Origin of the sequence: Nocardia sp. CA-129566 (genome assembly GCF_050956075.1) — a bacterium.
GTDB lineage: Bacteria > Actinomycetota > Actinomycetes > Mycobacteriales > Mycobacteriaceae > Nocardia.
Window position 1 is genome coordinate 1,813,606 of record NZ_CP192085.1, and the last position, 25,363, is coordinate 1,838,968.

General features: G+C 65.6%; 23 protein-coding genes and 1 pseudogene. 14 read left to right on the forward strand and 10 right to left on the reverse strand.

The window, feature by feature from the left end; translation table 11 throughout:
• The first annotated feature begins 89 nt into the window (after nucleotides 1–89).
• From ACQP0C_RS08290 to ACQP0C_RS08305, 4 genes are all read left to right on the forward strand, one after another.
• Complete coding sequence (locus ACQP0C_RS08290; RefSeq protein WP_433732146.1) at nucleotides 90–1,586, forward strand: protein kinase domain-containing protein; 1,497 nt, start codon at nucleotides 90–92, stop codon at nucleotides 1,584–1,586.
• Between the two features lie 173 nt (nucleotides 1,587–1,759).
• Nucleotides 1,760–3,619 carry a protein kinase domain-containing protein gene (locus ACQP0C_RS08295; protein WP_433732148.1) on the forward strand — a complete coding sequence of 620 codons (1,860 nt, stop codon included), beginning with the start codon at nucleotides 1,760–1,762 and terminating at the stop codon, nucleotides 3,617–3,619.
• A 294-nt stretch (nucleotides 3,620–3,913) separates the two neighbouring features.
• Nucleotides 3,914–5,089 carry an elongation factor Tu gene (gene tuf / locus ACQP0C_RS08300; protein WP_433732150.1) on the forward strand — a complete coding sequence of 392 codons (1,176 nt, stop codon included), beginning with the start codon at nucleotides 3,914–3,916 and terminating at the stop codon, nucleotides 5,087–5,089.
• Between the two features lie 118 nt (nucleotides 5,090–5,207).
• Entirely contained in the window at nucleotides 5,208–5,636 is a 429-nt protein-coding gene (locus tag ACQP0C_RS08305) for a DMP19 family protein (RefSeq protein WP_433732152.1), read from the forward strand.
• Between the two features lie 390 nt (nucleotides 5,637–6,026).
• On the opposite strand, the gene ACQP0C_RS08310 is transcribed toward ACQP0C_RS08305, so the two are convergent.
• The gene (locus ACQP0C_RS08310; RefSeq protein WP_433732154.1) at nucleotides 6,027–6,362 is read right to left on the reverse strand and encodes a sporulation protein; all 336 of its coding nucleotides are present in this window, start codon (nucleotides 6,360–6,362) and stop codon (nucleotides 6,027–6,029) included.
• A gap of 227 nt (nucleotides 6,363–6,589) precedes the next feature.
• Between ACQP0C_RS08310 and ACQP0C_RS08315 the strand changes: the two genes are divergently transcribed.
• Together ACQP0C_RS08315 and ACQP0C_RS08320 are read left to right on the forward strand one after the other, a co-directional pair.
• Nucleotides 6,590–7,945: a cytochrome P450 gene (locus ACQP0C_RS08315; protein WP_433732156.1), complete on the forward strand. Its 1,356-nt coding sequence runs from the start codon at nucleotides 6,590–6,592 to the stop codon at nucleotides 7,943–7,945.
• A 79-nt stretch (nucleotides 7,946–8,024) separates the two neighbouring features.
• A complete protein-coding gene (locus tag ACQP0C_RS08320; protein WP_433732158.1) occupies nucleotides 8,025–8,606 on the forward strand; it encodes a TerD family protein in 582 nt (193 codons plus the stop codon).
• A 57-nt stretch (nucleotides 8,607–8,663) separates the two neighbouring features.
• Here the strand turns inward: ACQP0C_RS08320 and ACQP0C_RS08325 are convergent, their stop codons facing one another.
• The 9 genes from ACQP0C_RS08325 to ACQP0C_RS08365 all read right to left on the reverse strand — a co-directional run bounded on the left by ACQP0C_RS08325 (nucleotide 8,664) and on the right by ACQP0C_RS08365 (nucleotide 17,840).
• On the reverse strand, nucleotides 8,664–9,149 hold the full coding sequence (locus ACQP0C_RS08325) for a glutathione peroxidase (protein WP_433732160.1): 486 nt from the start codon (nucleotides 9,147–9,149) through the stop codon (nucleotides 8,664–8,666).
• Nucleotides 9,146–10,372 carry a cytochrome P450 gene (locus ACQP0C_RS08330; protein WP_433732162.1) on the reverse strand — a complete coding sequence of 409 codons (1,227 nt, stop codon included), beginning with the start codon at nucleotides 10,370–10,372 and terminating at the stop codon, nucleotides 9,146–9,148. Before ACQP0C_RS08330 ends, ACQP0C_RS08325 begins: the two co-directional genes overlap by 4 nt.
• A gap of 24 nt (nucleotides 10,373–10,396) precedes the next feature.
• Entirely contained in the window at nucleotides 10,397–11,992 is a 1,596-nt protein-coding gene (locus tag ACQP0C_RS08335) for a succinic semialdehyde dehydrogenase (protein ID WP_433732164.1), read from the reverse strand.
• A gap of 187 nt (nucleotides 11,993–12,179) precedes the next feature.
• On the reverse strand, nucleotides 12,180–13,808 hold the full coding sequence (locus tag ACQP0C_RS08340; RefSeq protein ID WP_433732166.1) for an acyl-CoA synthetase: 1,629 nt from the start codon (nucleotides 13,806–13,808) through the stop codon (nucleotides 12,180–12,182).
• A 12-nt stretch (nucleotides 13,809–13,820) separates the two neighbouring features.
• Complete coding sequence (locus ACQP0C_RS08345; RefSeq protein WP_433732168.1) at nucleotides 13,821–15,059, reverse strand: hypothetical protein; 1,239 nt, start codon at nucleotides 15,057–15,059, stop codon at nucleotides 13,821–13,823.
• Nucleotides 15,059–15,610: a nuclear transport factor 2 family protein gene (locus ACQP0C_RS08350; RefSeq protein ID WP_433732170.1), complete on the reverse strand. Its 552-nt coding sequence runs from the start codon at nucleotides 15,608–15,610 to the stop codon at nucleotides 15,059–15,061. The genes ACQP0C_RS08345 and ACQP0C_RS08350 overlap by 1 nt, the downstream gene beginning before the upstream one ends.
• On the reverse strand, nucleotides 15,610–15,825 hold the full coding sequence (locus tag ACQP0C_RS08355) for a ferredoxin (protein WP_433732172.1): 216 nt from the start codon (nucleotides 15,823–15,825) through the stop codon (nucleotides 15,610–15,612). Before ACQP0C_RS08355 ends, ACQP0C_RS08350 begins: the two co-directional genes overlap by 1 nt.
• Nucleotides 15,822–16,634 carry an SDR family oxidoreductase gene (locus ACQP0C_RS08360; protein ID WP_433732174.1) on the reverse strand — a complete coding sequence of 271 codons (813 nt, stop codon included), beginning with the start codon at nucleotides 16,632–16,634 and terminating at the stop codon, nucleotides 15,822–15,824. Before ACQP0C_RS08360 ends, ACQP0C_RS08355 begins: the two co-directional genes overlap by 4 nt.
• Nucleotides 16,635–17,840 (reverse strand): cytochrome P450, encoded by a 1,206-nt coding sequence (locus ACQP0C_RS08365; RefSeq protein WP_433732176.1) that lies wholly within the window; start codon nucleotides 17,838–17,840, stop codon nucleotides 16,635–16,637.
• A 300-nt stretch (nucleotides 17,841–18,140) separates the two neighbouring features.
• On the opposite strand from ACQP0C_RS08365, the gene ACQP0C_RS08370 reads away from it, so the two are divergent.
• From ACQP0C_RS08370 to ACQP0C_RS08405, 8 genes and pseudogenes are all read left to right on the forward strand, one after another.
• The gene (locus tag ACQP0C_RS08370; protein WP_433732178.1) at nucleotides 18,141–19,664 is read left to right on the forward strand and encodes an aldehyde dehydrogenase; all 1,524 of its coding nucleotides are present in this window, start codon (nucleotides 18,141–18,143) and stop codon (nucleotides 19,662–19,664) included.
• 31 nt (nucleotides 19,665–19,695) lie between these two features.
• Nucleotides 19,696–20,448: an SDR family oxidoreductase gene (locus ACQP0C_RS08375; RefSeq protein WP_433732179.1), complete on the forward strand. Its 753-nt coding sequence runs from the start codon at nucleotides 19,696–19,698 to the stop codon at nucleotides 20,446–20,448.
• The gene (locus ACQP0C_RS08380; RefSeq protein WP_433732181.1) at nucleotides 20,445–21,338 is read left to right on the forward strand and encodes an NAD(P)-dependent oxidoreductase; all 894 of its coding nucleotides are present in this window, start codon (nucleotides 20,445–20,447) and stop codon (nucleotides 21,336–21,338) included. The genes ACQP0C_RS08375 and ACQP0C_RS08380 overlap by 4 nt, the downstream gene beginning before the upstream one ends.
• 97 nt (nucleotides 21,339–21,435) lie before the next feature.
• Nucleotides 21,436–21,762: pseudogene (locus ACQP0C_RS08385) on the forward strand (carboxymuconolactone decarboxylase family protein); the annotation flags it as partial.
• Between the two features lie 122 nt (nucleotides 21,763–21,884).
• Complete coding sequence (locus ACQP0C_RS08390) at nucleotides 21,885–23,351, forward strand: FAD-dependent oxidoreductase (protein ID WP_433732183.1); 1,467 nt, start codon at nucleotides 21,885–21,887, stop codon at nucleotides 23,349–23,351.
• Nucleotides 23,352–23,362: 11 nt separating this feature from the next.
• Nucleotides 23,363–23,941, forward strand: a complete 579-nt coding sequence (locus ACQP0C_RS08395; RefSeq protein ID WP_433732185.1) for a TetR/AcrR family transcriptional regulator — start codon at nucleotides 23,363–23,365, stop codon at nucleotides 23,939–23,941.
• A 78-nt stretch (nucleotides 23,942–24,019) separates the two neighbouring features.
• Nucleotides 24,020–24,838, forward strand: a complete 819-nt coding sequence (locus tag ACQP0C_RS08400; RefSeq protein ID WP_433732187.1) for an alpha/beta fold hydrolase — start codon at nucleotides 24,020–24,022, stop codon at nucleotides 24,836–24,838.
• 54 nt (nucleotides 24,839–24,892) lie between these two features.
• Nucleotides 24,893–25,318, forward strand: a complete 426-nt coding sequence (locus tag ACQP0C_RS08405) for an acyl-CoA thioesterase (RefSeq protein WP_433732189.1) — start codon at nucleotides 24,893–24,895, stop codon at nucleotides 25,316–25,318.
• Nucleotides 25,319–25,363 lie beyond the last annotated feature (45 nt).

Consider the following 25,363-nt stretch of genomic DNA (forward strand, 5'->3'; position numbering starts at 1 on the left):
TCGAAGGGCCGCAGCGGACGGCAACGAACATGTTGCGCCGGGGACACTCGAACAGATACATCGGTAGGATCCAGGTGCTCGACCCGAATATGGGGGGTGAATCCACTGTGCTGCGAACTGGCGATGTTTTCGCTGGCTACACCATCAAACGTGTACTCGGCCAGGGCGGTATGGGCACCGTATACCTGGCTCAGCATCCACGCCTGCCGCGTTTGACCGCGCTGAAACTGCTGAAGCGCGAACTGTATACCGATGCCGAGATCCGGCGCCGTTTCGAGCGGGAGGCCGATCTGGTCGCCACGCTCGACCATCCGAATATCGTCACCGTCTACGACCGCGGCGCCGAGGATCAACAGCTCTGGATCTCGATGCAATTCGTGCCGGGCGCGGATGCCTCCTGCGCCGATGTCAATGTGCTCGCGCCGGGTCGCGCGGTGCAGATCATCGCCGATACCGCGGCCGCCCTGGATTTCGCACACGCCAACGGAGTGCTGCACCGCGATGTGAAACCGGCCAATATCTTGCTGGCCAAGGCGCCGATCGGGCAGCCGGAACGGGTGCTGCTCACCGATTTCGGCATTGCGGGCATGCGCGGCACCGAGTCCACGCTGAGCTCGCCGGGAACCATTACCGCCACCCTGGCCTACGCGGCGCCGGAGCAGCTGACCGGGACGCCGGACTATCTGGCCGATCAGTACTCACTGGCCTGCTCGCTGTTCTGGATGCTGACCGGGGTCGGGCCGTTCCATGGGGCGAATCCCATGGCGGTCATCAACGGACATCTGCACGGGGCGATCCCGTCGCTGCGCCGATATCGCCCCGATGTACCGCCCGGGTTGGACGCGGTGCTGGCGCGGGCCATGGCCAAACAGCCCGCGGAACGGTTCGGCAGCTGTACCGAATTCGCCGTGGCGGCTCGGCGGTCGCTGGTGTCGTCCGGGCCGCACCCGCACCCGCATGCGCAGCACCGGAACGGGCAGCACGGTCCGTATCGCCCGCCGTCAGACCACGATTCGCGTACCGCCGCCGAACCGCCGCACCATGCCGGTCCGCCGCGTAATCCAGTGCCGTCTGGAAGTGCGGGGCCGTCTGGAAGTGCGGGGCCGTCCGGTAACGCGGGGCCGTCTGGAAACGCGGGGCCGTCTGGAAACGCGGTGCCGTCTGGAAACGCGGGGCCGTCTGGAAACGCGGTGCCGTCTGGAAACGCGGTGCCGTCTGGAAACGCGGTGCCGTCCGGAAGTCCGGTGCCGACTGGAAGTGCGGGGCCGTCTGGAAACGCGGGGCCGTCCGGAAGTGCGGGGCCGTCTGGAAACGCGGGGCCGTCCGGAAACGCGGGGCCGTCCGGAAACAGGGGGCCATCTAGAAATCCGGTGCCCCCCAACACTTCTGAGCGAGTCGGGAGCAGCCGAACTGCCCGGCCGACGGAGCCGACCAACCGCGGCGCGCCCGAGCCGCCGAGACCCGCTCAGCCGCGTCTGCCGCTGCCGCCGCGACGGTCGATGCGCCCCAACACCATCGCGCTACCCGACATCCCGCGTCGCCCCGGGCGGACCCCGCCGGGCCCCACACCGCGGCCTCCGCCCTAGCGCTGCATTATCGGCGTCGCCTGCGATACCTATAAGTCGACGATAACCAGGGCTTAAGCGAATCCTGCTAAGGTTTCGATGTTTTCCGTGGTCAGGTGGTCCTGATCGCGCGTTCTTATGCTGTACGCCTGTGCATCGGTGGGTCCCGGTGCGCGGCGGGAAGTGGAGCAGACATGCTGGCCAGCGGTGAGGTATTCGCCGGTTATGTCATCGATCGGCAATTGGGCCGCGGTGGCATGGGTTCGGTGTACCTGGCGAAGCATCCGCGACTGCCGCGGATGACGGCGCTGAAGCTGCTGAATCGGGAGATGTTCTTCGATAAGGAGGTGCGGGCGCGGTTCGAGCGGGAGGCGGATCTGGTCGCGCAGCTCGATCACCCGAATATCGTCACCGTCTACGACCGTGGCCTCGAGGACGAGCAGCTGTGGATCTCGATGCAGTACATCGATGGCATCGACGCCGCATCGGTCGATCCGAAGTCACTGCCGCCGGAGCGCGCGGTGCAGATCGTCAAGGAGACCGCGGACGCGCTCGACTACGCGCACGGCATGGGCGTGCTGCACCGCGATGTGAAACCCGCGAATATTCTGCTGGCCCGCTCCGGCGGTGGGCGCGGTGAGCGGGTCTATCTGACCGACTTCGGCATCGCGCGTCTGCGCGACGACACCGGACATCTCACCCAGACCGGCACCTTCACCGCCACCCTCGCCTATGCCTCGCCCGAACAGCTGACCGGCGCTTCGCTGGATCACCGCTCGGACCAGTACTCGCTGGCGTGCTCGCTGTTCTGGCTGTTCACCGGGTCCGGTCCGTTCGCGGCGACCAATCCGGCGGCGGTGATCCAGGGACATCTGCAGGGCACGCCCCCGGCATTGAGCAGTGTCCGTCCCGGTCTGCCGTACCCGCTGGACGCGGTATTGGCGAAGGCCATGGCCAAGCGACCCGATGACCGCTTCGCCTCCTGCTCGGAGTTCGCGCTGGCGGCCAAGCAGGCATTCACCAACCCGAGCGCCCCGGCGATGCCGGTGGTCGGCGGCCCGCGTCCGGGTACCGGACCGGCGATTCCGGTGACGGGTGCGCCACGGCCGGTCACCGGGCAGCCGATGCCCATGACCGGTACCCCGCCGGTGACCAACGGGCCGTACCCGCAGACCGCCGGGCCCTACCCACAGACCAGCGGCCCGTACCCGCAGACCAGCGGACCGCACACCATGCAGCCACAGCAGTTGGCGCCGACGACCGTCAATCCCGCGCAGGGCGCCCAGCGCCCGCAGCCGGTACAGACCGCGCCGACGCAGCAGCAGTCGCATCCGAGCAATCCCTACAACCAGCAGCCGCACAACCAGCAGCCGCTCGGTTTCGCGACGCCGCCCCGGCCGCCGATGGGCGCAGCTCGCCCGGTCCCGCCGCCGCGTAAGTCGAATGTCGGGCTCATCGTGGCGCTCTGCGTGGGTCTGGTCGTGCTTCTGGTGATCGTGCTCGCGATCATCGGCGTGGTGTCCAAAGATGGTTCGTCGACGACCAGTGGCGGTGGCAGCACCACCTCGTCTTCCTCGTCCACTGGCGGCGGCTCTGTCGACGCCACGGCGGCCTCGATCAGCAAAGAGTTCCCGCGCATGGTGCCCGCCAGCGATTCGGGTTCGGTCGGCTACAACGGCGCGAAATGCAATGCCCACAAGACCGGCGATCTGACCCTGCCCACCCCGGGCACCCCGGACTTCGGGGCCTGGGCCGCGCAGTGGGATTGCTACGGCGGCGGCGATAACGACGACCCGTTCTACACCATCTACGTCTACAAGAACGCCTCCGATGTGCAGAAGGTGTTGAGCAATCTGCCCTCGGACGCCACCAAGTCGACCGATGCCAATGGCGGAAAGTCCTACACCAACTACAAATTCGTCAATGACGGTCCGAAGATCGTCACCGCCTTCACCGGTGACAGCAAGCGCGCCCAATTCCTGATGTACGCAGATGGTTTGGCGGGTGCACAGGACAAGGTGCTGCGCTGGTGGCGTTCGGCTCCGCTCAACTGATGCCGTCGCACTGACACCCCTGAACCGGGCGCGAGCGAAAAATCGCTCGCGCCCGGTTCTTTTCGGCCCGTACAGTGCACGACATGTTCGGCCACACCATCGCTCTGGAGTCCGCGGTCGCGGGCGCGATGGCGGCTGCCCTGGCAGCGTCCGCAGCAGTGGCTGCGGCGCACTTCGACGGCGCCCGAAGCTGACCTTCCCCGGGATGTCCCGGGACCTCTGACGGGGAAGGTGGCCCGTCTCAGAGAGGTCCCCCGGTATGTCGCCGGAAATCATTCCTAGTCAGGGAAAGTCATGTCCAAGAAGACGTATGTGCGGACCAAGCCGCATCTCAATATCGGCACCATGGGTCATGTCGATCACGGGAAGACCACATTGACCGCCGCCATTACCAAGGTGCTCGCCGAGCGCGGTGGCGGCAGCTTCGTGCCGTTCGAGCGGATCGACCGGGCGCCGGAGGAGGCGCTGCGCGGGATCACCATCAATATCGCGCACGTCGAATACGAAACCGCCACAAGGCATTACGCGCACATCGATATGCCGGGGCACGCCGATTTCGTGAAGAATATGATCACCGGCGCGTCCCAGCTCGACGGGGCCATTCTGGTGGTCTCGGCGCAGGATGGCGTGATGCCGCAGACGGCCGAGCATGTGCTGCTCGCGCGTCAGGTCGGGGTGGAGCACATCGTGGTGGCGCTGAACAAGGCCGACGCGGGTGATCCGGAACTGCTCGACCTGATCGAGTTGGAGGTGCGTGAGCTGCTCAGCGCCCAGGGGTATCCGGGGGCGGAGCTGCCGGTGGTGCGGGTCTCGGGTCTGCGTGCACTGGAAGGGGATGCGCGGTGGACCGCCGCGCTGCTCGACCTGCTGGACGCCGTGGACGCCCACGTGCCGACGCCGGTCCGGTACACCGACGCGCCGTTCCTGCTGCCGGTGGAGAACGTCCTGACCATTACCGGTCGGGGCACAGTCATCACCGGTGCGGTGGAGCGTGGTCGGATCCGGCTCGGCGACCGGGTGCAGCTGTTCGGCGGCGAGGACCTGACCTGCGTCGTCACCGGTGTCGAAACCTTCGGCCGGACCATGGAGTTCGCGGAGGCGGGCGACAATGTCGCATTGCTGCTGCGCGGCGTGCAGCGCGGTCAGGTGCGTCGCGGACAGGTTGCGGCGGCGCCGGACAGCATCGCGGTGCACAGCCGGTTCACGGCGCGCGTGTACCTGCTCTCTACGGCGGAGGGCGGTCGGCGCACCCCGATCAGCACCGGCTACCGTCCGCAGTTCTACGTGCGCACCGGTGATGTCGTCGGCAATGTCACGTTGCCCGACGGCATCGCCGTCGCCCGCCCCGGCGAAACCATCGACCTCACGGTTGAATTGGGCCGCCCGGTTCCCCTGGAGCCGGACCTCGGCTTCGCCATCCGCGAGGGCGGTCGGACAGTCGGCGCAGGCACCGTCCTGACCGTCGGCTAGCCCACGAGTGGGGCGCTGGGGACCGCCCGGCGCCCCACTCACTGGTGTCGCGCGCCCATTACCGGTCACTTCCCGCTGATGGGATCAGCTGGCTCTCCGCGTCACTAGGCTGTCCGGCGTGAGCGTGTACAACGAACGGCTCCAACACCTGGGCCAGCGGGCCGCGCAACTCATCGACTATGCCGAGGATCTCGACGAATCAACACGTGATCTGGTCTACCTCGCCGTCCTGGCTGCGGACTTCGACTACCAGGTGAAGAACGGTGGCTTCGGACAGCTGATCTACACCTTGGGACCTGATCGGTTGGAGCAATGCGACGGCATGCTGCGCGCGGTGGGTGCGCCGGTCGCACTGTCCTTCTATGTACGCGCGGTAACGCGCTGTGCCGAGGACTTGGTGGACTTCAACCAATTCATGGCCGACTTCACTACCCCAACCAAGATCGGCCAAGACCTGACACTACTCAGCGTCGAATATCTCCGTGGCGACACCAGCTTCGATGACGAGATCGCCGAATTCCTCGACGATGTGGACGCCCGACTCTAGCCGCACATCGGTTCGGTCGGCCCGAACACGCCCCCGGGCACCACGCTCAGACTCCGCAGCCGCTACCGCATAGGCAGTGCGCATGTCGCAGAAGCTATAGAGCCTGTTGCCGAATACGCCGAACATGCGATTGTGCCGTCACACCGCCGTCACAGCGACAGACCAAATCACCTAGCGGCAGGCATGATTGCGCCTCAGCCGTCCACATAGGCACGTGATCTGCGTCACGGCCAAAAACCGCGCCAATTCGGCAACAGGCTCTATACCATCTGCGAGGTCATAACTGCTTGTGCGGCAAGTCCATTCGCTCGATTGCCAAGCGCATCACGTTGGTGCCGCCAGGGGCAGTTGCTCTCCAAGAGCGGTGGGTTGGTGAGGGTGGAGATCGGACTAGTGTGCCTGCAGTTTCGCGATGCGGGCGCCGACTAGGAGGGCGGTTACTGCGACGATGCCCACCACTGTGATCAATCGGTTGGCATCGATTGCGGGCTGCCAGTGCACCTTGCCGTCTTTGATGACATAGGCGCCGACCGGTTTGGACACCATTCCGAAGCCGCCGCCGGATCCTTCCTGGCCTTCTTCGTCGGTGCCGACTCCGCCGCCACCGCCACCGATGATCGCGGCTGCTGCGATCACGGTTGTGCCGTCGCGTTCGACAGGGTCGGCGAATACTCGCTTCGCCGTCATCGAATCCTTTGCGGTAGCGAGGACGTCCGTGACGTTCATGGCATTGCCTCCGTGATGCTGTCGATCCCAATGACCGATCTGTCGGTCCTCAGTCCAGTGTCGACCGGTGTCACTGGATCAGTGGAGGGCCGATGGACCCGGGGTGCTGGGTAGAACGGCACGCCGAGGCTGCGGCCAAGCCGTCCTTGCCTGGTCACGCCTACTCGTAGTACTGTCCAGACACGTGTCCATCATATGTGTGGACAGCTATCCCAGGAGGATTTCCAATGACCCTGGTCAAGCCGGTGCGGGTTTCCGGAGGCGATCACGAGCATGGGCATCTCGATGAATTTCGGGTCGATCCGCTGGCTCTGATGCGGCGGGTGCGGGCGGAATGCGGGGATGTCGGGGCGTTCGATCTCGCGGGGAAGCATGTGATTCTGCTGTCCGGTGCGCAGGCCAATGAATTCTTCTTCCGGTCCGGGGACGAGGATCTCGATCAGGCGGCGGCCTACCCGTTCATGAAGCCGATCTTCGGTGCGGGCGTGGTGTTCGACGCGAGTCCGGAGCGGCGCAAAGAGATGCTGCACAACCAGGCGCTGCGGGCCGAACAGATGCGCGGACATGCGGCCACCATCGGGCGCGAGGTCGAGCGGATGCTGGCGGGCTGGGGCGACGAGGGCGAGATCGACCTGCTCGACTTCTTCGCCGAGCTGACCATCTACACCTCCTCGGCCTGCCTGATCGGCAAGCGTTTTCGCGATGAACTCGACGAGCGGTTCGCGCACCTCTACCACGATCTGGAGCGCGGCACCGACGCACTGGCCTATGTGGACCCGTACGCGCCGATCGAAAGCTTCCGCCGCCGCGACGAGGCCCGCCGCGAACTGGTCGACCTGGTGCAGGGCATCATGGACGGCCGCGCGGCGAATCCGCCAGCGAACAAGGAAGATCGGGACATGCTCGACATCCTGATCTCGATCAAGGACGAGCAGGGCCAGCCGCGCTTCAGCGCCAGCGAGATCACCGGGATGTTCATCTCGATGATGTTCGCGGGCCATCACACCACCTCCGGCACCGCGGCCTGGTCGGTGATCGAATTGCTCAGGCATCCCGAGGAGTTGCGTCGCGTCGTCGATGAACTCGATGAGCTCTACGCCGACGGTTCCGATATCAGTTTCGGTGCGCTGCGCCAGATTCCGAATCTGGAGGCGGTGATCAAGGAGACGTTGCGACTGCATCCGCCGCTGATCATTCTGATGCGGGTGGCCCAGGGCGAATTCGAGGTGTGCGGCCATCGCATCGAGCCGGGCGATCTCGTCGCGGCGACTCCGGCCATCTCCAACCGGATTCCGGAGGATTTCCCGAATCCGGACCACTTCGATCCCGAGCGCTATATCGACCCGAATCAGGAAGATATCGTCAACCGCTGGACCTGGATTCCGTTCGGCGCCGGGCGGCATCGCTGTGTCGGGGCGGCATTCGCGCTCATGCAGCTCAAGGCCATTTTCTCGATACTGCTGCGAGACTGGGAATTCGAGATGGCCCAGCCGTCGGACAGCTACCGCAACGATCACAGCAAGATGGTGGTGCAGCTACAGCAGCCGTGCGCCGTCCGCTATCGCAGGCGGCGAAAGGCCTAGGAGAACCGCCGGTTAGGCGAGCGTGAGCGGAAAGATTCTGCGTCCCTTGGTATTCCGGATGCACTTGTAGGGTGAAGGCATGATCACGCTCAAAAAGGAAGATGGTGCCGCGGATCTCAACGGCATCACCAAGCTGACGGTCGGGGTGAGTTGGGATCCGTCGGCGGGCACCAGTGGCGGTGCGATCGGCATATTGCGCCGCAAGCGCGGTGTGGATCTGGATCTGATCGCCATTCTCATGCAGGGCGCCGAGCCGGTGCGTTTCGCCGGTCTCGATTCCCTCGACCCGCTGGGCAATGGCTCGGTTCAGCACACCGGTGACGAGCAGACCGGCGCCGCCGCTGGCGACGACGAATCGGTGCACGTCACCTTCGCTAATGTGCCCGACGCCATCGACTCGATCATCTTCGTGGCCGCCGCGTTCAAGAAGGGCTCGTCCTTCGAGAAGGCCAACAACATCTCGTTCAAGATCTACGACGCGACCGGCGGCAGCGTCCAGCAGGTGGCCGATATCTGGCCGTCGCTGCTCGGCACGGATAACGCCAATGCGGTGGCCAGGGCATTCCGCAACGGTGGGAGCTGGCAGCTCGAGGTGCTCAATCGCAAGGGCAAGATCAAGCAGGGCGATAAGCAGGCCCTGCTGCGCTTCGCCATGGCCTAGGCACGCGGTGCGGGCCGGAGCTCCGACGAGCTCCGGCCGCTGTTGCCAGAGTTCGATCTAGAGAACGGATTCGACCGCGGTCACGATGGCCGCGTCATCGGGTGCGGTCCGCGGCCGGAACCGGCCGACCACCGCACCGTCACGATCGATCAGGAACTTCTCAAAGTTCCACTGGATATCGCCGGCCGTGCCCTCGGCATCGGCGGTTTCCACCAGTGCGGCGTAGAGCGGGTGGCGCTCATCGCCATTGACGTCGGTCTTTTCCAGCAGCGGGAAATCCACCCCATAGGTGGCCGAACAGAACTCCGCGATCTCCTCCGCGGTACCCGGCTCCTGGCCCATGAACTGGTTACACGGGACCCCGACCACGCTGAAGCCGCGGTCGCCAAAGGTCTTGTGCAGTTCGACCAGTTCGGTGTACTGCGGCGTCAGCCCGCATTTGGAAGCCACATTGACCAGCAGCACGGCCTTGTCGCCGACCAGTTCGCCCAGCGTGGCCGGGTCGCCGGAGAGAGTACGTAGTGGAATGTTGCGGATATTCATTCGTATCGGACCTGCCAGTTCTTGATTCCGTTGATCCACCCCGAACGCAACCGTACCGGATCGGCGACCTGGCTGATCTTGGGCATCGCATCGGCAATGGCATTGAACATCAGGTCGATCTCCAACCGCGCCAGATTCGCCCCGACGCAGTAATGGGCGCCGGTGCCGCCGAATCCGACATGCGGATTCGGGTCGCGCAATACATCGAAGGTGAAGGGATTTTCGAAGGCGTCCTCATCGAAGTTGGCCGAGCTGTAAAAGATGCCCAGCCGCTGCCCCTTCTTGATCTGTTGCCCGCCGAGTTCGGTGTCCTCGGTCGCCGTGCGCTGGAAGGCATTGACTGGGGTGGCCCAGCGGACGATCTCATCGGGTGCGGTGCGCGGGCGCTGTTCCCGATATAGCTCCCACTGCGCCGGATGGTCCACGAAGGCCTTCATGCCGTGGGTGATGGCGTTGCGAGTGGTCTCATTGCCCGCGATGGCCAGCAGGATGACGAAGAATCCGAACTCGTCCGAGCCGAGCGCCTCGCCGTCGACATCGGCGTGCACCAGTTGGCTGACGATGTCATCGACCGGACAGGCGCGGCGCTGTTCGGCCATATTCCAGGCGTAGCCGAGGATTTCGGTGAAGGCGGCATTGGCGTCGCCGTATTCCGGATCGTCGTAGTTCAGTGTCTGATTGGACCATTCGAACAGCTTGTGCCGGTCGTCATTCGGCACGCCGAGCAGTTCCGCGATGGCCTGCAGCGGCAGTTCGCAGGCCACCTGCTCGACGAAGTCGCCGCCGCCGGTTCGCTTGGCCTCGTGCACGATTCGCGCCGCGCGTTCGGTCAGCGCGGCACGCAGGCCCTCCACCGCACGCGGTGTGAATCCCTTGGAGACGATCCGGCGGATCTTGGCGTGTTTGGGCGCATCCATATTGACCAGTAGGGCGCCGGTGAGTTCGATCTGTTCCGGCGTGACATCGTCGGGCAGGCGAATGATGGCGCCCTTCCGCGCGGAGGAGTAGAGCTCCGGACTGCGCGAAATCTCCTTCACATCTTCATGCTTGCTGACCACCCAGTACCCGCCGTCGCGGAAGCCGCCCGAGGTTTCATCCGGCTGCGCGCACCACCACACCGGCGCGGTGCGGCGCAGGGTCGCGAATTCCTCGACCGGCATGCGGTTTTCCCACAGCGCGGGATCGGTGAAATCGAATCCTGCCGGGAAAGCGGGCGCTGCCATGGCTACCTCCTGGGTGAAATCGTTTCAGCGCAACCTGAGTCGGCGCATGAGTCGTAGGGTCGTCAGCGTTGTCTTCAGCTGCTTTTCGTAAGGGAGTCCGGCGCGCGCCGCCATCACCTGGCGCTTCTGCACGCCGATATTCACGGTGTCGGTGTATTTGAGCAGGCCCTGATCCCCGTGCCTGGTGCCGACACCGGACTGCTTCACGCCGCCCGACGGTGTGGATTTGGCGGCGTAGGTGGTCACGAAGCCGTCGTTGATATTGATATTCCCGGCCTCGAGCTGGGCGCCGATTCGGCTGGCGCGGGCCAGGTCCCGGCCCCAGACGCTGGCATTCAAGCCGTAGGCGGTGTCATTGGCGAGCCGGATCGCCTCCTGCTCGCCGGTGAAGCGGTAGACGCTCACCACCGGGCCGAAGGTCTCCATGGTCGCGTGCTTCATTTCGGCGGTGACGTCGGTGAGCACGGTCGGCTCGTAGAACGCCGGGCCGATATCCGGTCGTGCCTTGCCGCCGGTCAGTACGGTCGCGCCCTTGGCGCGCGCATCCTCGACGTGGGCCGCGACCCGCTCCAGATGCTGCACCGATACCAGCGAACCGAATTCCGGTGTGTAGTCGTAGGCCGCGCCGATCTCGGCGTTCAATTCGTCTGCCGCCGTGACCAATCGGCGCACGAATTCGTCATAGAGCCGGTCCTGCACATAGATCCGCTCGATATGCATGCAGGCCTGGCCGGAATTCGCGAAGACCGCGAATGCCGCACCGGGGATGACCTCGTCGAGATTCGCATCGTCCAGGACGATCATCGGGTTCTTGCCGCCGAGTTCGAGGCTGCAGCCGATCAGATTGCGGCCCGCGCCCTCGCCGACTATCCGCCCGGTCGCGGTCGAGCCGGTGAACATGACGAAGTCGGCATTGTCGATCAAGGCCGGACCCACATCGGGGCCTTCCCCGCATACGACCTGGAACAGCCCCTTCGGCAGCCCCGCTCGATGCAGCAGTTCCACCCCGAACAGCGTGCACAGCGCGGTCTTGTTATCGGGCTTGAGCACGACGCCATTGCCCGCCATCAGCGCGGGCATCGAATCCGACAGCGCGATGGCGAACGGGAAATTCCACGGCGCGATGACCGCGACGACGCCCTTGGGGCGGTGCTCCTCGGTCGATGTGGTGATCAGCGGTACCGGACCACCGCGCCGCTTGGGCCTCAGTACCCGGCGCGCGGTCTTGAGGTAGTGGCTGATGACCATCGGGACGTCACAGGACTCCTCGAAGGCCATCCGGCGGGTCTTACCGCAGCCGATCTGGATCAGGTCGGCGATGGTTTCGTGTTCGGCGAGGATCAGATCGTGTGCGCGTTCGAACACCTGCAGGCGGCGCTGCAGCGGCCAGCTGGCCCACTCTTTCTGCGCAGCGCGTGCGGTCGCATAGGCGGCGGCGACGTCCTCGGGCGTCGACTGCGGTAGCGCGCCGACCACGGCGCCGGTGTAGACCTCGATCATCGAATACGGGTCGGCGGTGCCGGCGGCCGCGACCATCCCGGTCAGCCGGCCGATCAGCTCCTCGGTGATCCGGGTGGGCAGCGCCGGTGCGGCATCCTTCTTGGCTTCTGTAGTGCTCATGCCTGCGCCTCGCTGACGCTCGGCTCCGGCATGCGCACCGCGCGCTGGCACATGATTCGTTCACTTCGTTCACTCATCGGGACCTTCTTCGCGACGACGGCGGATGTCCTCGAATTAGAACACGTTCTCATTGCGGGTGCCAGGGTCTTCACCGGTATGACCTGTATAAATGCGGGCTGGGGCATGCTCAATCCGCCCGATGGTCCGGTGTTCGGCTGGCCGCGAACTCCTTGGCCCAGCGGTAGTCGGGCTTACCGCTCGGCGCGCGCGTGACCACCTCCGTGACCCAGATCTGCCTCGGCACCTTGTAGCCAGCGAGATGTGCGCGCACATGGCGCTCCAGCGCGGCGAAGTCCACCGATTGCGAGCCCGCGACCGAGACGACCGCCGCCACCTGCTGACCCCAGCGCTCGTGCGGTACCCCGATCACCACCGCGTCATAGATGGCCTCGTACGCCTTCACGACGCTTTCGACCTCTTCGACGTAGACCTTCTCGCCGCCGGTATTGACGACCATATTGCCGCGGCCGATCAGGGTCACCGAGCCGTCGGCCTCGACCCTGGCGCGATCGTCGGTCACCACGATCCGCGCGCCGTCGGCCGTTTTGAACAGCTGCTCGGTCTTGTCGGGATCCTTGTAGTAACCGATCGGCACCGCACCGGACTTGGCGAGCCAGCCTTCGGTCCCCGGGGCGACCGGATGTCCGGTGTCATCGACGACGATCGCGCCCCGGCCGCTCTGCACCCGGAGACCGCGTCCGGGATCGTCGTCCTTCTGCGCGAAACCGATACCGCCGAAACCGGTTTCGGAGGAGCCGATGGAATCGGTGACGACGACCGACGGAAACAGTTCCAGCAGTACGTTTTTCACCGGCTGGGACAACAGTGCGGCACCGGAGCCGATGGCGACGAGGGAGGTGGCCTCCACCGGTGCGGCGCGGTAGGCGTCGATCAGTGGGCGCGCCATGGCATCTCCGGTGATCACCATGATCTGTGGGCGGCGTTGGTCGACCACCTGCCATATCCGGTGCGCATCGAATTTCGGCTCGAGGATGACCGCATTGCCGGACCACAGGGCCATGAAGGTCGGCATCATCGCGGCGGCGTGGATGAGGGGTGGGAGGACGAACCAGGTGCCGGGTTCGCCCTGTGCGCCGACGCGGGACTGCTGGTATTCATCGGAAACCGGAACGCCGGTATAGAAGTCGATGCCGCCGCCGAGGACGCGCCACATATCCTCCTGCCGCCACATGACGCCCTTCGGACGACCGGTGGTGCCGCCGGTGTACATCATGAACAGGTCGTCCGGGCTGCGCTCGACGGTGCGGCGGGTGGGGGAGCCCGAGAGCAGTGCCTGCTCGAAGGACGCGGACAGCGTTGCCGGCGTCGTGGCCTCGGTGTGGATGGGCGCGGGTGGCTTGTCGTCGACGATCAGGACGTGGATCGCGGACGGCACATCGGCGAGTGCGTGCAGCGCCGCGTCGGCGTAGGTCTCGTGGCACACCAGCACTTCGAGATCGGCGTTGTCGTAGAGATAGCGCAGCTCATCGACGCGGTAGCGGTAGTTGATATTGATCGGGACGGCCCGTGCCTTGAAACAGGCGATGAGCGTGGTCATGGTCTCGATGCCGTTGTGCATCTGGAAACCCACATGGGTGCCGGGACCGACACCGATCGAGCCGAGATGGTCGGCCAGTCGATTCGCGCGGGCCTCGAGTTCGGTGTAGGTGAGTGCGAGATCGCCCTCGATCAGGGCGGTGCGCTCCGGCATCGCGTCGACCGCATGCTCGAACAGGTCGGCGAAATTGTTGGACATGGCGATTCACTCTCAGCGAATGACGGTGAGCGGTAGTGGAATGCCGCGATCGGTGAAGGTGAAGGCGGCGCCGGTGCTGATCCGGGTGATGGCCACCTCGGTCGCCTCCTTGAACGGCGTTGCGGCGAGCTCTATTTCGGCGATCCAGTGGTCCGCGTCGGCGGTGGTGGAGCGCACGTGGAACCGCGGATTCACCCCGCGCACCATGGCCTCCAGGGGTGCGAGGTGATCGGGATCGGGCATCGATGGCCAGCTGCGATCGGTACAGGCGTCGCTGTTGCGCGGTACTCGCAGTCGTACGGTCTCGTCGGTGCTCGATATGTCGATGCCGGTGTAGGACTGCGGGTTCCATGCCGGATGCAGTCGCAGGACCTCGGCGAGTGCGGCCGGACCGTCACCGAGACCGAGCGCGGTGCGGATCCGCTCGGAGGTAAGTCCGGCGATACCGGTGAACTGTTTGCGGCCGATACCCGCTGCGGCATCGGCGGCCCTGGCGCGCACGGCGGTCATGAATCCGATGGTGAGCAGATGGTGCTGTAGGCAGATTTCGTCGGCGATCCGCACCAGCGCCGATTTGGAGAAGTCGGCGAAGCGCAGATCGCTGAGCAGCGGACCCGCGTAATCGCTTGCACCCGGATCGTCCTTGTTGATCGGGGACAGCTCCTGCAGTGCGGCCCGGGAGTTCGCCACCACCTCGGCATGGGGTGGGGTCGGTGGCGGGATATGGGCCGGGTCGATGATGACCGTCCACGCGCACACCGGTTTTCGGTCGGCGGGGTGGCGCGGCGGCCGGTGGATCGGCCGGACCTGGGCATGCGGATTGGTGGCGAGTGCGGTCGCGTCGAAGGTCGGATCCTCGATGTCGTGGCACATCGACACCACGAAGTCCTCGCCGAGCGGCTCCACATCCGCCAGCGCGCCGCAGTGATCGAGCCAGAATTCGCCGTGATCGCGATCGTCGACGCGGAAGCGGAAGTCCATGAACTGCGGCGGTGCGCCGATATCGAGCTGCAGGCCCTTGAAGATCGTCGGCACGTCATCGCCGTCGAAACCGAGCGCGGTGCGCATGCGCCGGGTGTAGACCGGACTGGCGAGCTGCCACTCCTCGATGGCGACCGCCGTCATGCCCTCGCGGCCGAATGCCGCGATGGAGTGTGCCATTCCGGATCGGTCGATCAGGTGCCCGCACAGCAGCAGTTCGGGCACCAGCGTCGCCAACTGCGCCCGCGACAGTCGCTCGAAGCTCGACATCACCACAGTGGAACCGGTGCTTCGCCGATCCGATACCAGCCCGCCAGCGGCTTTCCGGAGACCGAACGCTGGATGCGCTTGTGCATACCGGGTGTCAGCGCGTTGTGCTGGATCATCTCCATGAACAGCTGCGAGACATTGCCGAAGTCGAAGAAGTCGCGCTGCCAGGACCATTGGTAGTTGCCGCCGTAGCGGAACCAGCTGCCGCCGATGCCCTCGGGACTGTAGTTGCGGCCGTCGGGGCGCTTGTTGTCGCTGACCTGCTTCCAGAACCCGATGACATCGCCGCTGCGCTCATCGATGACGAACTGCTGATACGGATATGACCAGCCCTCCAGCCCCTCCATCTCCTGACCGAGTGCGAGCTCCCGGATCTCCGCCCGGCCGACCGCCATGAATTCCTGCGTGGGACCGTAATTCCAGCCGTAGGTGGCGTCCTCGGTGTACATCTCGGCGAGCGGCTTCCAATCGCCCTTTTCCTCGCAGCGCTGGTTTTCCAGGATCCAGCGCCGGACCATCTCATCGAGTTCGGCGCGGTCGAAAGCTGGCATTACCGTGTTCCTTTCGCCGGTTCGTCCTCGCGGATCGACAGCGCTCGGGTGGGGCAGTAGCGCACGGCGCGCTCGATATCCGCGCGTGCGTCGGGACCCGGTGACGGGTCGAGGATTTCGACCTTGCCGCGTTTGGGCACGGTGAAGGTCGACGGCGCTTCGTCCTGGCAGACGGCGTGGCCCTGGCACAGATCCAGATCGACGACGATCCTCATTGTCGGCTCCTGTCCTGATCATTCGAATCCGGTAGTGGCCGCAGCGGTGCCTCGGGCTGGACCTCGATCAGCACCAGATGTGCACCGCGCGGGGCCGAGACGACGGCGATCACCGCGGCGGCCAGGTCGGTGGCGCGCAGCATGTACGGGTGGCGGGCGAATCCCCAGGTCTTCCAGGCCTCCAGCATGGGTCCGACCGCCTCGGGGGTGGAATTCATGCCCATACCGGTCAGCGTCGGACCCGGCCGCACCAGCGAGGCGCGAACGCCGGTGCCCTCCAGCTCCATTCGCATCTGTTGGACCATGGCTTCCAGTCCGGCCTTGGCCGCACTGTAGGCGCCGGTCCGCGGGCGCGGCTCCTCGGCGCAATCGGAGCTGATCAGGACGAAATCGCCGCGCTGCCTTCGGATCATGTCCGGCAGCACCCGGTGCACCAGCCGTTGCGCGCCCACCAGATGCACCTGCACCTGCTGCAGGAACCGCTCCGGTGCCATCTCGTGCACGGGTGCGAATTCGATATCGCCCGCGCCCGAGACCAGGATCTCGGTGGGGCCGATGGCGGCTTCGGCCGCGCTCACAAAAGCGTCGATGGATGTCGCGTCGGTGACATCGAGCTGGTGGGCGAAGGCCTCGCCGCCATTGGCGCGAATCTTGGCGGCCAGTGCCTCGCACTGATCCACCCGGCGCGCGCCAAGGGCGACCGGGTGCCCGAGTTCGGCGAGCGCTTGCGCCGTGGCGGCGCCGATCCCGGAGGAGGCGCCGGCCACGATCGCCGGTCGGCGCGGGGGATTGGGTTCGAAGCGTGGCATTTACCTGGCCTCCACGACGATGGGGAGTTCGGCGAAACCGCGGACATTGGTCGAGTGCACCCGCACGATGCCCGAATGCTCGACCTCGTAGGACCGCACCCGCGAGACGAATTCGCGCAGCGCGACACCGGCCTCCAGCCGGGCCAGATGCGCGCCGAGACAGAAGTGCACGCCCGCACCGAAACTGGCCAGTCCGCCCTTATCGGCACGTCCGATGCGGTAGCTGTCGCCGTCGGTGAATACCTCCGGATCCCGGTTGGCCGAACCGATCAGCAGGAGCACCTTCGCGCCGGTCGGGATGGTGTGGCCGTACTGGTCGATATCCACCGCGGCGCAGCGCGCCACTATCTGGCTGGAGGTGTCGTAACGCAGTGTCTCCTCGACCCAGTCGGTGACCAGCTCGGGTTCCGCGACGACCTTGGCGTATTCACTCGGATGCCGCGCGCTCCAATACAGCGCGTTGCCGAGGAGTTTGGTGGTGGTCTCATTACCGGCCACCACCATCAGGAACATGAAGCCGATGATCTCCTCATCGGTCAGGGTGTCGCCGTCGATTTCGGCATCCAGCAGCGCCGAGGTGAGATCCGCTGTGCGGGAGCGCCTGCGCTCGGCGACCATCTCGGCGTAGTAGGTGATGAGGGTGATCGATGCCCGCGCGGCCGCGATCGGGACATCGAGGACGCCGTCCTCGCGATGCACTACCAGATCGGCCAGCCTGCGGATCTCCGCGCGGTCGGCCGCGGGCACGCCCATGAGTTCGGAGATGACATCCATCGGGAGTTTGCCGGCGACCTCATCGATCCAGTCGAACGATCCGCTCGCGACGGCCGGTTCGAGATAGGACCGCGTCAGCTCCCTGATCCGGTCTTCCATCTCGGCCACCCGCTTGGGGGTGAAGCCCTTGTAGACGAGTCGGCGCATGCGCAGATGCCGCGGATCGTCCATGGCCAGGAACGACATCACCCGGTGCGCGTGCGGTCCCCAGGCCGCCGGATCCAGCGAGACACCGTTGGCGCTGGACAGTCGGACATTGTCGCGAAAGCCCGCGGTCACATCCGCGTGCCGCGACAGCGCCCAGAAATCCAGGTCGGCGTTGTAGTAGAGCGGCGCCTCGGTGCGCAGCCGTGCGTAGGTGGGGTACGGGTCCTCGTGGAACGCGTAGTCGTAGGGGTCGAAGGTCAGCGGCTCTAGTGAGGCGGCCGTCATCGCGTCGACCCGGAATTCGAGAACCGGTTCTCATCGATGACCGGTACCGCGTCCTCGATGGGAGACACATAGCTGGACATGTGTCTGGACGGTACCACCGGGTTGCCTGAATCGACAGTGGTTTCGCAGAACAATCTCCCGTTGCCGCGGTCGGTGCAGAGGTTCGGCGCGATTGCTGGGAGGTCGTTGATATCGGCGCGATCCGCCTGGCTTCGGAGCATTGTTTTGGAACGAGTTCTTGCGCGCGATCAGCGGGCGAGACTATATTCCGTACACCTGTCCAGACAGCATCGGAGCATCATGAAGGAAGCATCGACCAGCGATTCGACGAGGGGTGATGGTCGGGCGACGGGCGCGCCGAGTCTGCTACCCGCCGACGGTTCGCGCCTGCTGATCGGCGGCAAACTGGTCACCGGCGGGGACGGCGTCTTCGCGACGGTGAATCCGGCGACCGAGGAGATCATCGGTCAGGCCGCGAATGCGAACGGCGCGGATATGGACGCGGCCATCGCGGCCGCGCGCACCGCATTCGACGACACCGACTGGTCCCGCGATCACGCCTTCCGCGCCCGCTGCCTCGAACAACTGCGCACCGCGTTGCAGGCCGATATCGATGAGCTGCGCGAGATCACCATCGCCGAGGCGGGCGCGCCGACCATGCTGACCAGGGGGCCGCAGCTGGAAGGTCCCGTCGCGGATCTGTCCTTCGCCGCATCGCTGGCCGAAACCTACAGCTGGGAAACCGATCTCGGCACGGCGACGCCCATGGGCATCGCGAGCCATCGGGTGCTGCGCCGCGAGGCGATCGGTGTGGTCGGTGCCATCACACCGTGGAACTTCCCGCACCAGATCAACTTCGCCAAGCTCGGTCCCGCGCTCGCGGCCGGAAATACCGTGGTGCTCAAGCCCGCACCGGATACCCCGTGGTGTGCGGCGGCCGTCGGCGCGATCATTGCCGAGCAGACCGATATCCCGCCCGGTGTGGTCAATATCGTGACCTCCGCCGATCACGGCCTCGGCGCGCAGCTCACCGCGGATCCGCGGGTCGATATGGTCAGCTTCACCGGCTCCACGCAGACCGGCAAAGCGGTAATGACCGGTGCGGCAACGACATTGAAGAAGGCGTTCCTCGAACTCGGCGGCAAATCGGCGTTCATCGTGCTCGACGACGCGAATATCGCGGGAGCCTGTGCGGTGGCGGCGTTTTCGGTGGCCGTGCACGCGGGGCAAGGGTGTGCGCTGACCACGCGGCTGCTGGTGCCGCGCTCGGCATATGACGAGGCCGTCCAGGCCGCCGCGGGCACGCTGTCGGGCATTGTCCCCGGTGATCCGGCCGATGCGGGCACCGTCTGCGGGCCGCTGATCTCCGAACGGCAGCGGGCCAGGGTCGAGCGGTATCTCGAGATCGCGCGCACCGAGGGCGGGCGGATCGTGGTCGGCGGCGGCCGCCCGGCGGGTCGTGAGCGTGGCTACTTCGTGGAACCGACATTGATCGCGGATGTGCCGAATACCGCGACCGTGGCCCGCGAGGAAATCTTCGGACCCGTTTTGGTGGTGATCCCGTACGACGGTGACGACGAGGCGATCCGGATCGCCAATGATTCCCCGTACGGGCTCTCCGGGGCGGTATGGGGCACCGATCCGGACCGAATCCGGCACGTCACCAATGGTGTTCGCACCGGCACGCTCAGCGTCAACGGCGGTGTCTGGTATTCGGCCGACGCGCCGTTCGGCGGCTACAAGCAATCCGGGATCGGCCGCGAGATGGGCGTCGCCGGATTCGAGGAATACCTGGAAACCAAACTCATCGCCACCGCCGGATAGACCCGAGTACAGCCGCAGAGGAGCTGATTTCATGACCCGCTTTTCGGGAAAGACCGCGATCGTCACCGGCGCCGCTCGAGGCATCGGCGCGGCATATGCCAAGGCACTGGCCCACGAGGGCGCGAATGTCGTGGTCGCCGATCTGAATACCGAGCGCGGCAAGGAGGTGGCGGCCGAGATCACCGCCGCGGGCGGTACCGCCATCTTCGGCGAGGTCGATGTCGCCGATCCGGAATCGGCGACCGCGCTGGCCGATGTGACCGTCCGTGAATTCGGTGCGATCGACCATCTGGTGAACAATGCCGCCATCTACGGCGATATGAAGCTCAACCTGCTGCTCACCGTGCCATGGGACTACTACAAGAAGTTCATGGGCGTGAATATGGACGGTGCGCTGAATATGACCCGTGCGGTGTGGCAGCACATGGTCAAGGCGGGCGGCGGGTCGATCGTCAACCAATCCTCCACCGCCGCATGGACATACTCGAGTTTCTACGGTTTGGCCAAGGTCGGCATCAATGGCCTGACCCAGCAGCTCGCATTCGAACTGGGCGGTTCCAAGATCCGCATCAATGCCATCGCCCCCGGCCCCATCGACACCGAAGCCACCAAGAATGTGACGCCGAGCGTCATAGTCGAGGATATGGTGAAACGGCTGCCGCTCAAGCGGATGGGTACGCCGGACGACCTGGTCGGCGCCTGTCTGTATCTGCTCTCCGACGAGGCGAGCTGGGTCACCGGGCAGATCTTCAATATCGACGGCGGACAAGTGTTCCGATCATGAGCGAGCGAACAGTCGGCACAGCTGACCAATTGCCGGTCGGTTTCATCGGCTTGGGCAATATGGGCGCGCCGATGGCCAGGAGCCTGCTGGCCTGGCCGGGCGGGCTCACCGTCTGCGATACGCGCCCGGATGCGGTGCAGCCGTTCACCGAGGCCGGTGCGGCCGCTGCGGTTTCGGCCGCGGAGATCGCCGAGAAGGCAGCCGTCATTTCGGTCACCGTGCTGAACGACGAGCAGGTTCGTGCGGTCGTGACGGGGCCCGAGGGCCTATTGCGCACGGCCGCGCCGGGCACGGTGATCGCCGTGCACTCCACCATCAGCGACCGGACCGCCCAGGAACTGGCGGGCGAATGTGCCGAGCACGGTGTCGAATTGGTGGATGCGCCGGTGAGCGGCGGTGCGCCGGGTGCCGCGCGCGGCAAACTCGCGGTCATGGTCGGTGGTACCGATACCGCCTTCGAGCGGGTGCGCGGGCCCTTCGGATGTTTCGCGGATCTGGTCGTGCACGCCGGACCGGTCGGTGCTGGCACCCGAATGAAGTTGGCGCGCAATCTCTTGCACTTCGTCGCATTCACCGCCGCCGCCGAGGCGCAGCGGCTCGCCGAAGCCGCGGATATCGATATCACCGTGCTCGGGAAGGTTGTCCGACACTCTGACGCGGTGACCGGCGGCCCCGGCGCAATCATGTTGCGCGATCGCACCACACCGATCGAACCGAATGATTTCTGGCTGCCGATTCTGAGCCATGTGCGCGATCTCGGCGAGAAGGACCTCGGCCTGGCCCTGGAACTCGGCGCACGACTCGGTGTCGAGCTGCCGCTGGCCGAACTGGCGCTCGACCGCCTCGGGTCCGGACTCGGCGTACCACGTGAAAGGGAGAACAATGAGTGAAGCATCGCGTAGCGATTCGATAGGGGGTGGTGGCCGGGTGACCGGCGGGGGTGACAACGGATCTGCCGATACCGTGCGCCAGCGCGGGTTGGCCAAAATGGCCGAGGTCTACGGCACCGAATTCCAGAACTATCCCGGTGATCACTTCGCCAAGACGGCCGACCATCTCTTCGCCGAGATCTGGACGCGTCCCGGACTCAGCATCCGCGATCGCCGCCTGATCCTGCTCGGCGCACTCACCGCCCAGGGGCTGATGGATACGGCGGGCATCCAGATCGGCGCGGCATTGCGCAATAAGGAGCTGACCGAGGCGCAATTGCACGAGATCGCGCTGTTCCTGTGTTACTACGTCGGCTGGCCCAGTGGCACCAAACTCGATCTACTGGTGGGAACGATTGTCGCCCAACAGAAAAAGGCCGCGCGCAAGCAGTCCGAAACGGTGGGGGAGACCGAATCGTCTGTGTTTTCCGAAGACCGGACACCGTCCGGGGATGCGGTGCAGTCTGATGCAGTCCCCTCCGAGTAGAGCAGTAAGGAACGCGAAATATGTCTGATGCCGCAAAGATTCGGCCGCTGCGGGCCAGCGCGATCTCCGCATGGGATTTCGAGGCCGATGTCGTCGTCGCCGGATATGGCATCGCCGGTGTCTGCGCGGCCATCGAGGCCGCGCGTGCGGGTGCCGACGTGCTGATCCTGGAGCGCACCGGCGGCTGGGGCGGTGCCGCGGCGATGGCGGGCGGATTCATCTACCTCGGTGGCGGCACGCCCCTGCAGCGTGCCCTCGGCTTCGAGGACACACCGGAGAATATGGAGACGTTCCTGCAGGCCGCACTCGGGCCGGGACAGGACACGGCCAAGATCGCGGACTACTGCCAGAACAGCGTCGAGCACTACAACTGGCTCGTCTCCTGCGGTGTGCCGTTCAAGGAGGCGTTCTGGGGCGAGCCCGGCTGGGAGCCGCCGCACGACGAGGGGCTGATGTACTCCGGCGGCGAGAATGCCGCGCCGTTCAACGCCATCGCGAAACCCGCTCCGCGTGGGCACGTTCCGCGGATGGCCGATAAGAAAATCGGTGCCAAGAGCGGCGGCTACATGCTGATGAAGCCGCTGGCCGAGACGGCCGAAAGCCTCGGTGTGCGTGTCGAATACGACACCAGGATCCGCCGGCTGGTCATCGACGACACCGACCGCGTGGTCGGACTCATCGCGACGCACTTCGGCAAGGAGGTCGCGATCCGCGCCGAGCGCGGGGTCGTGCTCGCCACCGGCAGCTTCGCCTATCACAAGCAGATGATCGAGACCTATGCGCCGCGGCTGATCGGACGCCCCGCCGCCGCCATCGAGGAACACGACGGCATCGGCATCCTGCTCGCGCAGGCACTCGGTGCGGAACTGGCGCATATGGATGCCACCGAGGTGGCGTTCTTCGGCGATCCGCAGATGTTGGCGCGCGGCATTCTGGTCAACGGCCGCGGCCAGCGCTATATCCCGGAGGACACCTATCCGGGGCGGATCGGGCAGGCAACGCTGATCCAGCAGGAGAATCAGGCGTATCTGGTCATCGACGAGCAAGCGCTCGAGGCCGCGCTGGCGACCGTCACGTCGACGCCGTTCTTCCGGCAGCCGCCGACCTGGGCGGCGGAGACGGTCGCGGAGTTGGAATCGGATATGGGCCTGCCGGAGCAGGCGCTGCAGGGCACCGTCGACTGCTACAACCTGCACGCCGCCCATGGCAAGGATCCGTTGCTCGGTAAGAAGCCGGAGTGGGTCGAGCCGATCGGCACGCCGCTCGCGGCCTTCGATATGCGGGGATTCACCGCGGGTTTCACCCTCGGCGGATTGCGTACCGACCTCGATTCCCGGGTACTGCACGTCTCGGGCGAATCGATTCCCGGCCTGTTCGCCGCGGGCCGCTGCACCTCCGGACTGTGTGCCGGTGGCTATGTCAGCGGTGCGTCCCTCGGCGACGGCAGCTTCTATGGCCGACGTGCCGGTCGCGCGGCCGCAAAGTAGGATCTAGACACATGTCCGAAGGCGAGTCCATCATCCTGGAGGCGACCCGGCGTCGCCTCACCGAGAAGCAGGCCGACACCGTCGACAAGCTCACCAAGGCCGCCGTGGAAGTGCTTGCGCGCGAAGGCTTCGCGGGGATGACCATCCGCATGGTCGCCGCGGCGGCCGGTGTCGGCACCGCCACGGCATACACCTACTTCTCGTCGAAGGAACACCTCGTCGCGGAGATCTTCTGGCGCCGTCTGTTCGCCAATTCGGCTCCGGTGAGCGACGATCCGGACCCCACCGTCCGGGTCGTCGCCGAACTCCGCAATATCGCCATGCTCGTCGCCGACGAACAGGAACTCTCCGGTGCGGTGACCAGCGCCCTGCTCGGCCGCGATCCGGATGTGGCCCATCTGCGGGCGCGGATCGGGATGGAGATCCGCAAACGGCTGATGCGCGCGCTGGGCCCCGCGGCCGATCCGGACGTGATCGAATCCCTGGAACTCGTCTACGCGGGTGCTCTGGTCCGCGCTGGCATGGGCTATGCCTCCTACTCCGAAATCGCCGACCGCATCGAGAAGTCGGCGCTGCTCATCCTGAAGTAGTGCATTTACCCGGGAGGTAATCGACTTCATTATCAGAAGCCGCAATGATGGTGGGGTACCTGATGATTGGAGAAACCGATGCCCTACTTCGAATCGCACGACGGCACCACCCTGCACTACCAGGACTGGGGTTCCGGGCAACCGGTGCTGTTCATGGCCGGTGGCTGGTTGAGCAGCAGTTCGTGGGAGCTGCAGATGCTGCCGCTGTCCAAGCAGGGGCTGCGGTGCCTGTCCTACGACCGGCGCGGACACGGCAAGTCGGACTGGGTCGGGCACGGGTACGACTACGACACCCTGGCCGAGGATCTGGCCGCCTTCCTGGAACATCTCGATCTGCGCGAGGTGACGGTGATCGCGCATTCGATGGCGGGCGGTGAACTCATCCGCTACCTGACCCGGCACGGCAGCGACCGGATCAGCCGAATCGCGCTGGTCTCGGTGACCATGCCGTACTTCGCGCAGGCCGAGGACAACCCGAACGGTGTGCCGCGGGCCGTCTTCGATGCGGTGGGCGCGGCCCGTGCCGCGGACCGGCCGCTGTGGATGGAGCAGAACGCGCAGGCGTTCTTCGCGACGCATCTGGGCAATCAGGTGTCCTCCGCGCGGATCGCGTGGATGGTCCAGAAGTGCATGGACTGCTCGCTGCTGGCGGCGGACGAGATCATGAATACGATCTACACCTCCGATTTCCGCGACGAGCTGCGCGCGATCACACTGCCCACGTTGGTAATTCACGGCGATGCCGACGCCTCCGCGCCGATCGATCTGTGCGGGCGGGTGATCAAGGAACTGATTCCGAGCAACACCTACAAGGAATACCCGGCCACCGGGCACGGCATCATGATCTCGCATGCCGAGCAGCTCAACGCCGACATCGTCGAGTTCATCAAAGCGTGAGCGCACCGGCGGTAGCGGCGGATTCTTGTCGGACCCCGCCGCTACCGTACGCCCATGGCGTTCGCTCTCCCTATCACCGTCTCGCCCGAGGACATCGATGGCAACGGGCATATGAACATGGCCGTCTATCTGCAATACGCGGAACGTGCGCGCTGGGCCTGTCTGCAACAGGGCGGCTTGACCCAGGAGAAGCTGCGGGCCGCGGGGGTCGGGCCGATCGCGCTGCAGGTGACGCTCACCTTCGAACAGGAGTTGTTCGTCGGCGACGAGGTCACGGTCACATGCGATTTCGTGTGGGACGGCAAGACCCACCAGACCCGGCAGGAGATCCGCAGGACCGATGGCACGGTCTCCGCGAAGATCGTCGGCGTCGGCGGTCTGCTCGATCTGACCGAACGACGGTTGGTGCCGGACGCGGCGCGCTACTTCCGCGACCTCGCGGCGGACCCGACGGTCTTCGGCCTCGACCGGGGGGAGTAGTTCTAAGGGTTCATTGAGACCTCGAGACTTGGGGGAGGTCCCTGA

Excerpts from the sequence above, each read along its gene's own strand:
- ACQP0C_RS08290 (WP_433732146.1), top strand. The coding sequence starts at position 90 with ATGGGGGGTGAATCCACTGTGCTGCGAACTGGCGATGTTTTCGCTGGC.
- ACQP0C_RS08295 (WP_433732148.1), top strand. The coding sequence starts at position 1,760 with ATGCTGGCCAGCGGTGAGGTATTCGCCGGTTATGTCATCGATCGGCAA.
- tuf (WP_433732150.1), top strand. The coding sequence starts at position 3,914 with ATGTCCAAGAAGACGTATGTGCGGACCAAGCCGCATCTCAATATCGGC.
- ACQP0C_RS08310 (WP_433732154.1), bottom strand. The coding sequence starts at position 6,362 with ATGAACGTCACGGACGTCCTCGCTACCGCAAAGGATTCGATGACGGCG.
- ACQP0C_RS08315 (WP_433732156.1), top strand. The coding sequence starts at position 6,590 with ATGACCCTGGTCAAGCCGGTGCGGGTTTCCGGAGGCGATCACGAGCAT.
- ACQP0C_RS08320 (WP_433732158.1), top strand. The coding sequence starts at position 8,025 with ATGATCACGCTCAAAAAGGAAGATGGTGCCGCGGATCTCAACGGCATC.
- ACQP0C_RS08325 (WP_433732160.1), bottom strand. The coding sequence starts at position 9,149 with ATGAATATCCGCAACATTCCACTACGTACTCTCTCCGGCGACCCGGCC.
- ACQP0C_RS08330 (WP_433732162.1), bottom strand. The coding sequence starts at position 10,372 with ATGGCAGCGCCCGCTTTCCCGGCAGGATTCGATTTCACCGATCCCGCG.
- ACQP0C_RS08335 (WP_433732164.1), bottom strand. The coding sequence starts at position 11,992 with ATGAGCACTACAGAAGCCAAGAAGGATGCCGCACCGGCGCTGCCCACC.
- ACQP0C_RS08340 (WP_433732166.1), bottom strand. The coding sequence starts at position 13,808 with ATGTCCAACAATTTCGCCGACCTGTTCGAGCATGCGGTCGACGCGATG.
- ACQP0C_RS08345 (WP_433732168.1), bottom strand. The coding sequence starts at position 15,059 with ATGTCGAGCTTCGAGCGACTGTCGCGGGCGCAGTTGGCGACGCTGGTG.
- ACQP0C_RS08350 (WP_433732170.1), bottom strand. The coding sequence starts at position 15,610 with ATGCCAGCTTTCGACCGCGCCGAACTCGATGAGATGGTCCGGCGCTGG.
- ACQP0C_RS08355 (WP_433732172.1), bottom strand. The coding sequence starts at position 15,825 with ATGAGGATCGTCGTCGATCTGGATCTGTGCCAGGGCCACGCCGTCTGC.
- ACQP0C_RS08360 (WP_433732174.1), bottom strand. The coding sequence starts at position 16,634 with ATGCCACGCTTCGAACCCAATCCCCCGCGCCGACCGGCGATCGTGGCC.
- ACQP0C_RS08365 (WP_433732176.1), bottom strand. The coding sequence starts at position 17,840 with ATGACGGCCGCCTCACTAGAGCCGCTGACCTTCGACCCCTACGACTAC.
- ACQP0C_RS08370 (WP_433732178.1), top strand. The coding sequence starts at position 18,141 with ATGAAGGAAGCATCGACCAGCGATTCGACGAGGGGTGATGGTCGGGCG.
- ACQP0C_RS08375 (WP_433732179.1), top strand. The coding sequence starts at position 19,696 with ATGACCCGCTTTTCGGGAAAGACCGCGATCGTCACCGGCGCCGCTCGA.
- ACQP0C_RS08380 (WP_433732181.1), top strand. The coding sequence starts at position 20,445 with ATGAGCGAGCGAACAGTCGGCACAGCTGACCAATTGCCGGTCGGTTTC.
- ACQP0C_RS08390 (WP_433732183.1), top strand. The coding sequence starts at position 21,885 with ATGTCTGATGCCGCAAAGATTCGGCCGCTGCGGGCCAGCGCGATCTCC.
- ACQP0C_RS08395 (WP_433732185.1), top strand. The coding sequence starts at position 23,363 with ATGTCCGAAGGCGAGTCCATCATCCTGGAGGCGACCCGGCGTCGCCTC.
- ACQP0C_RS08400 (WP_433732187.1), top strand. The coding sequence starts at position 24,020 with ATGCCCTACTTCGAATCGCACGACGGCACCACCCTGCACTACCAGGAC.
- ACQP0C_RS08405 (WP_433732189.1), top strand. The coding sequence starts at position 24,893 with ATGGCGTTCGCTCTCCCTATCACCGTCTCGCCCGAGGACATCGATGGC.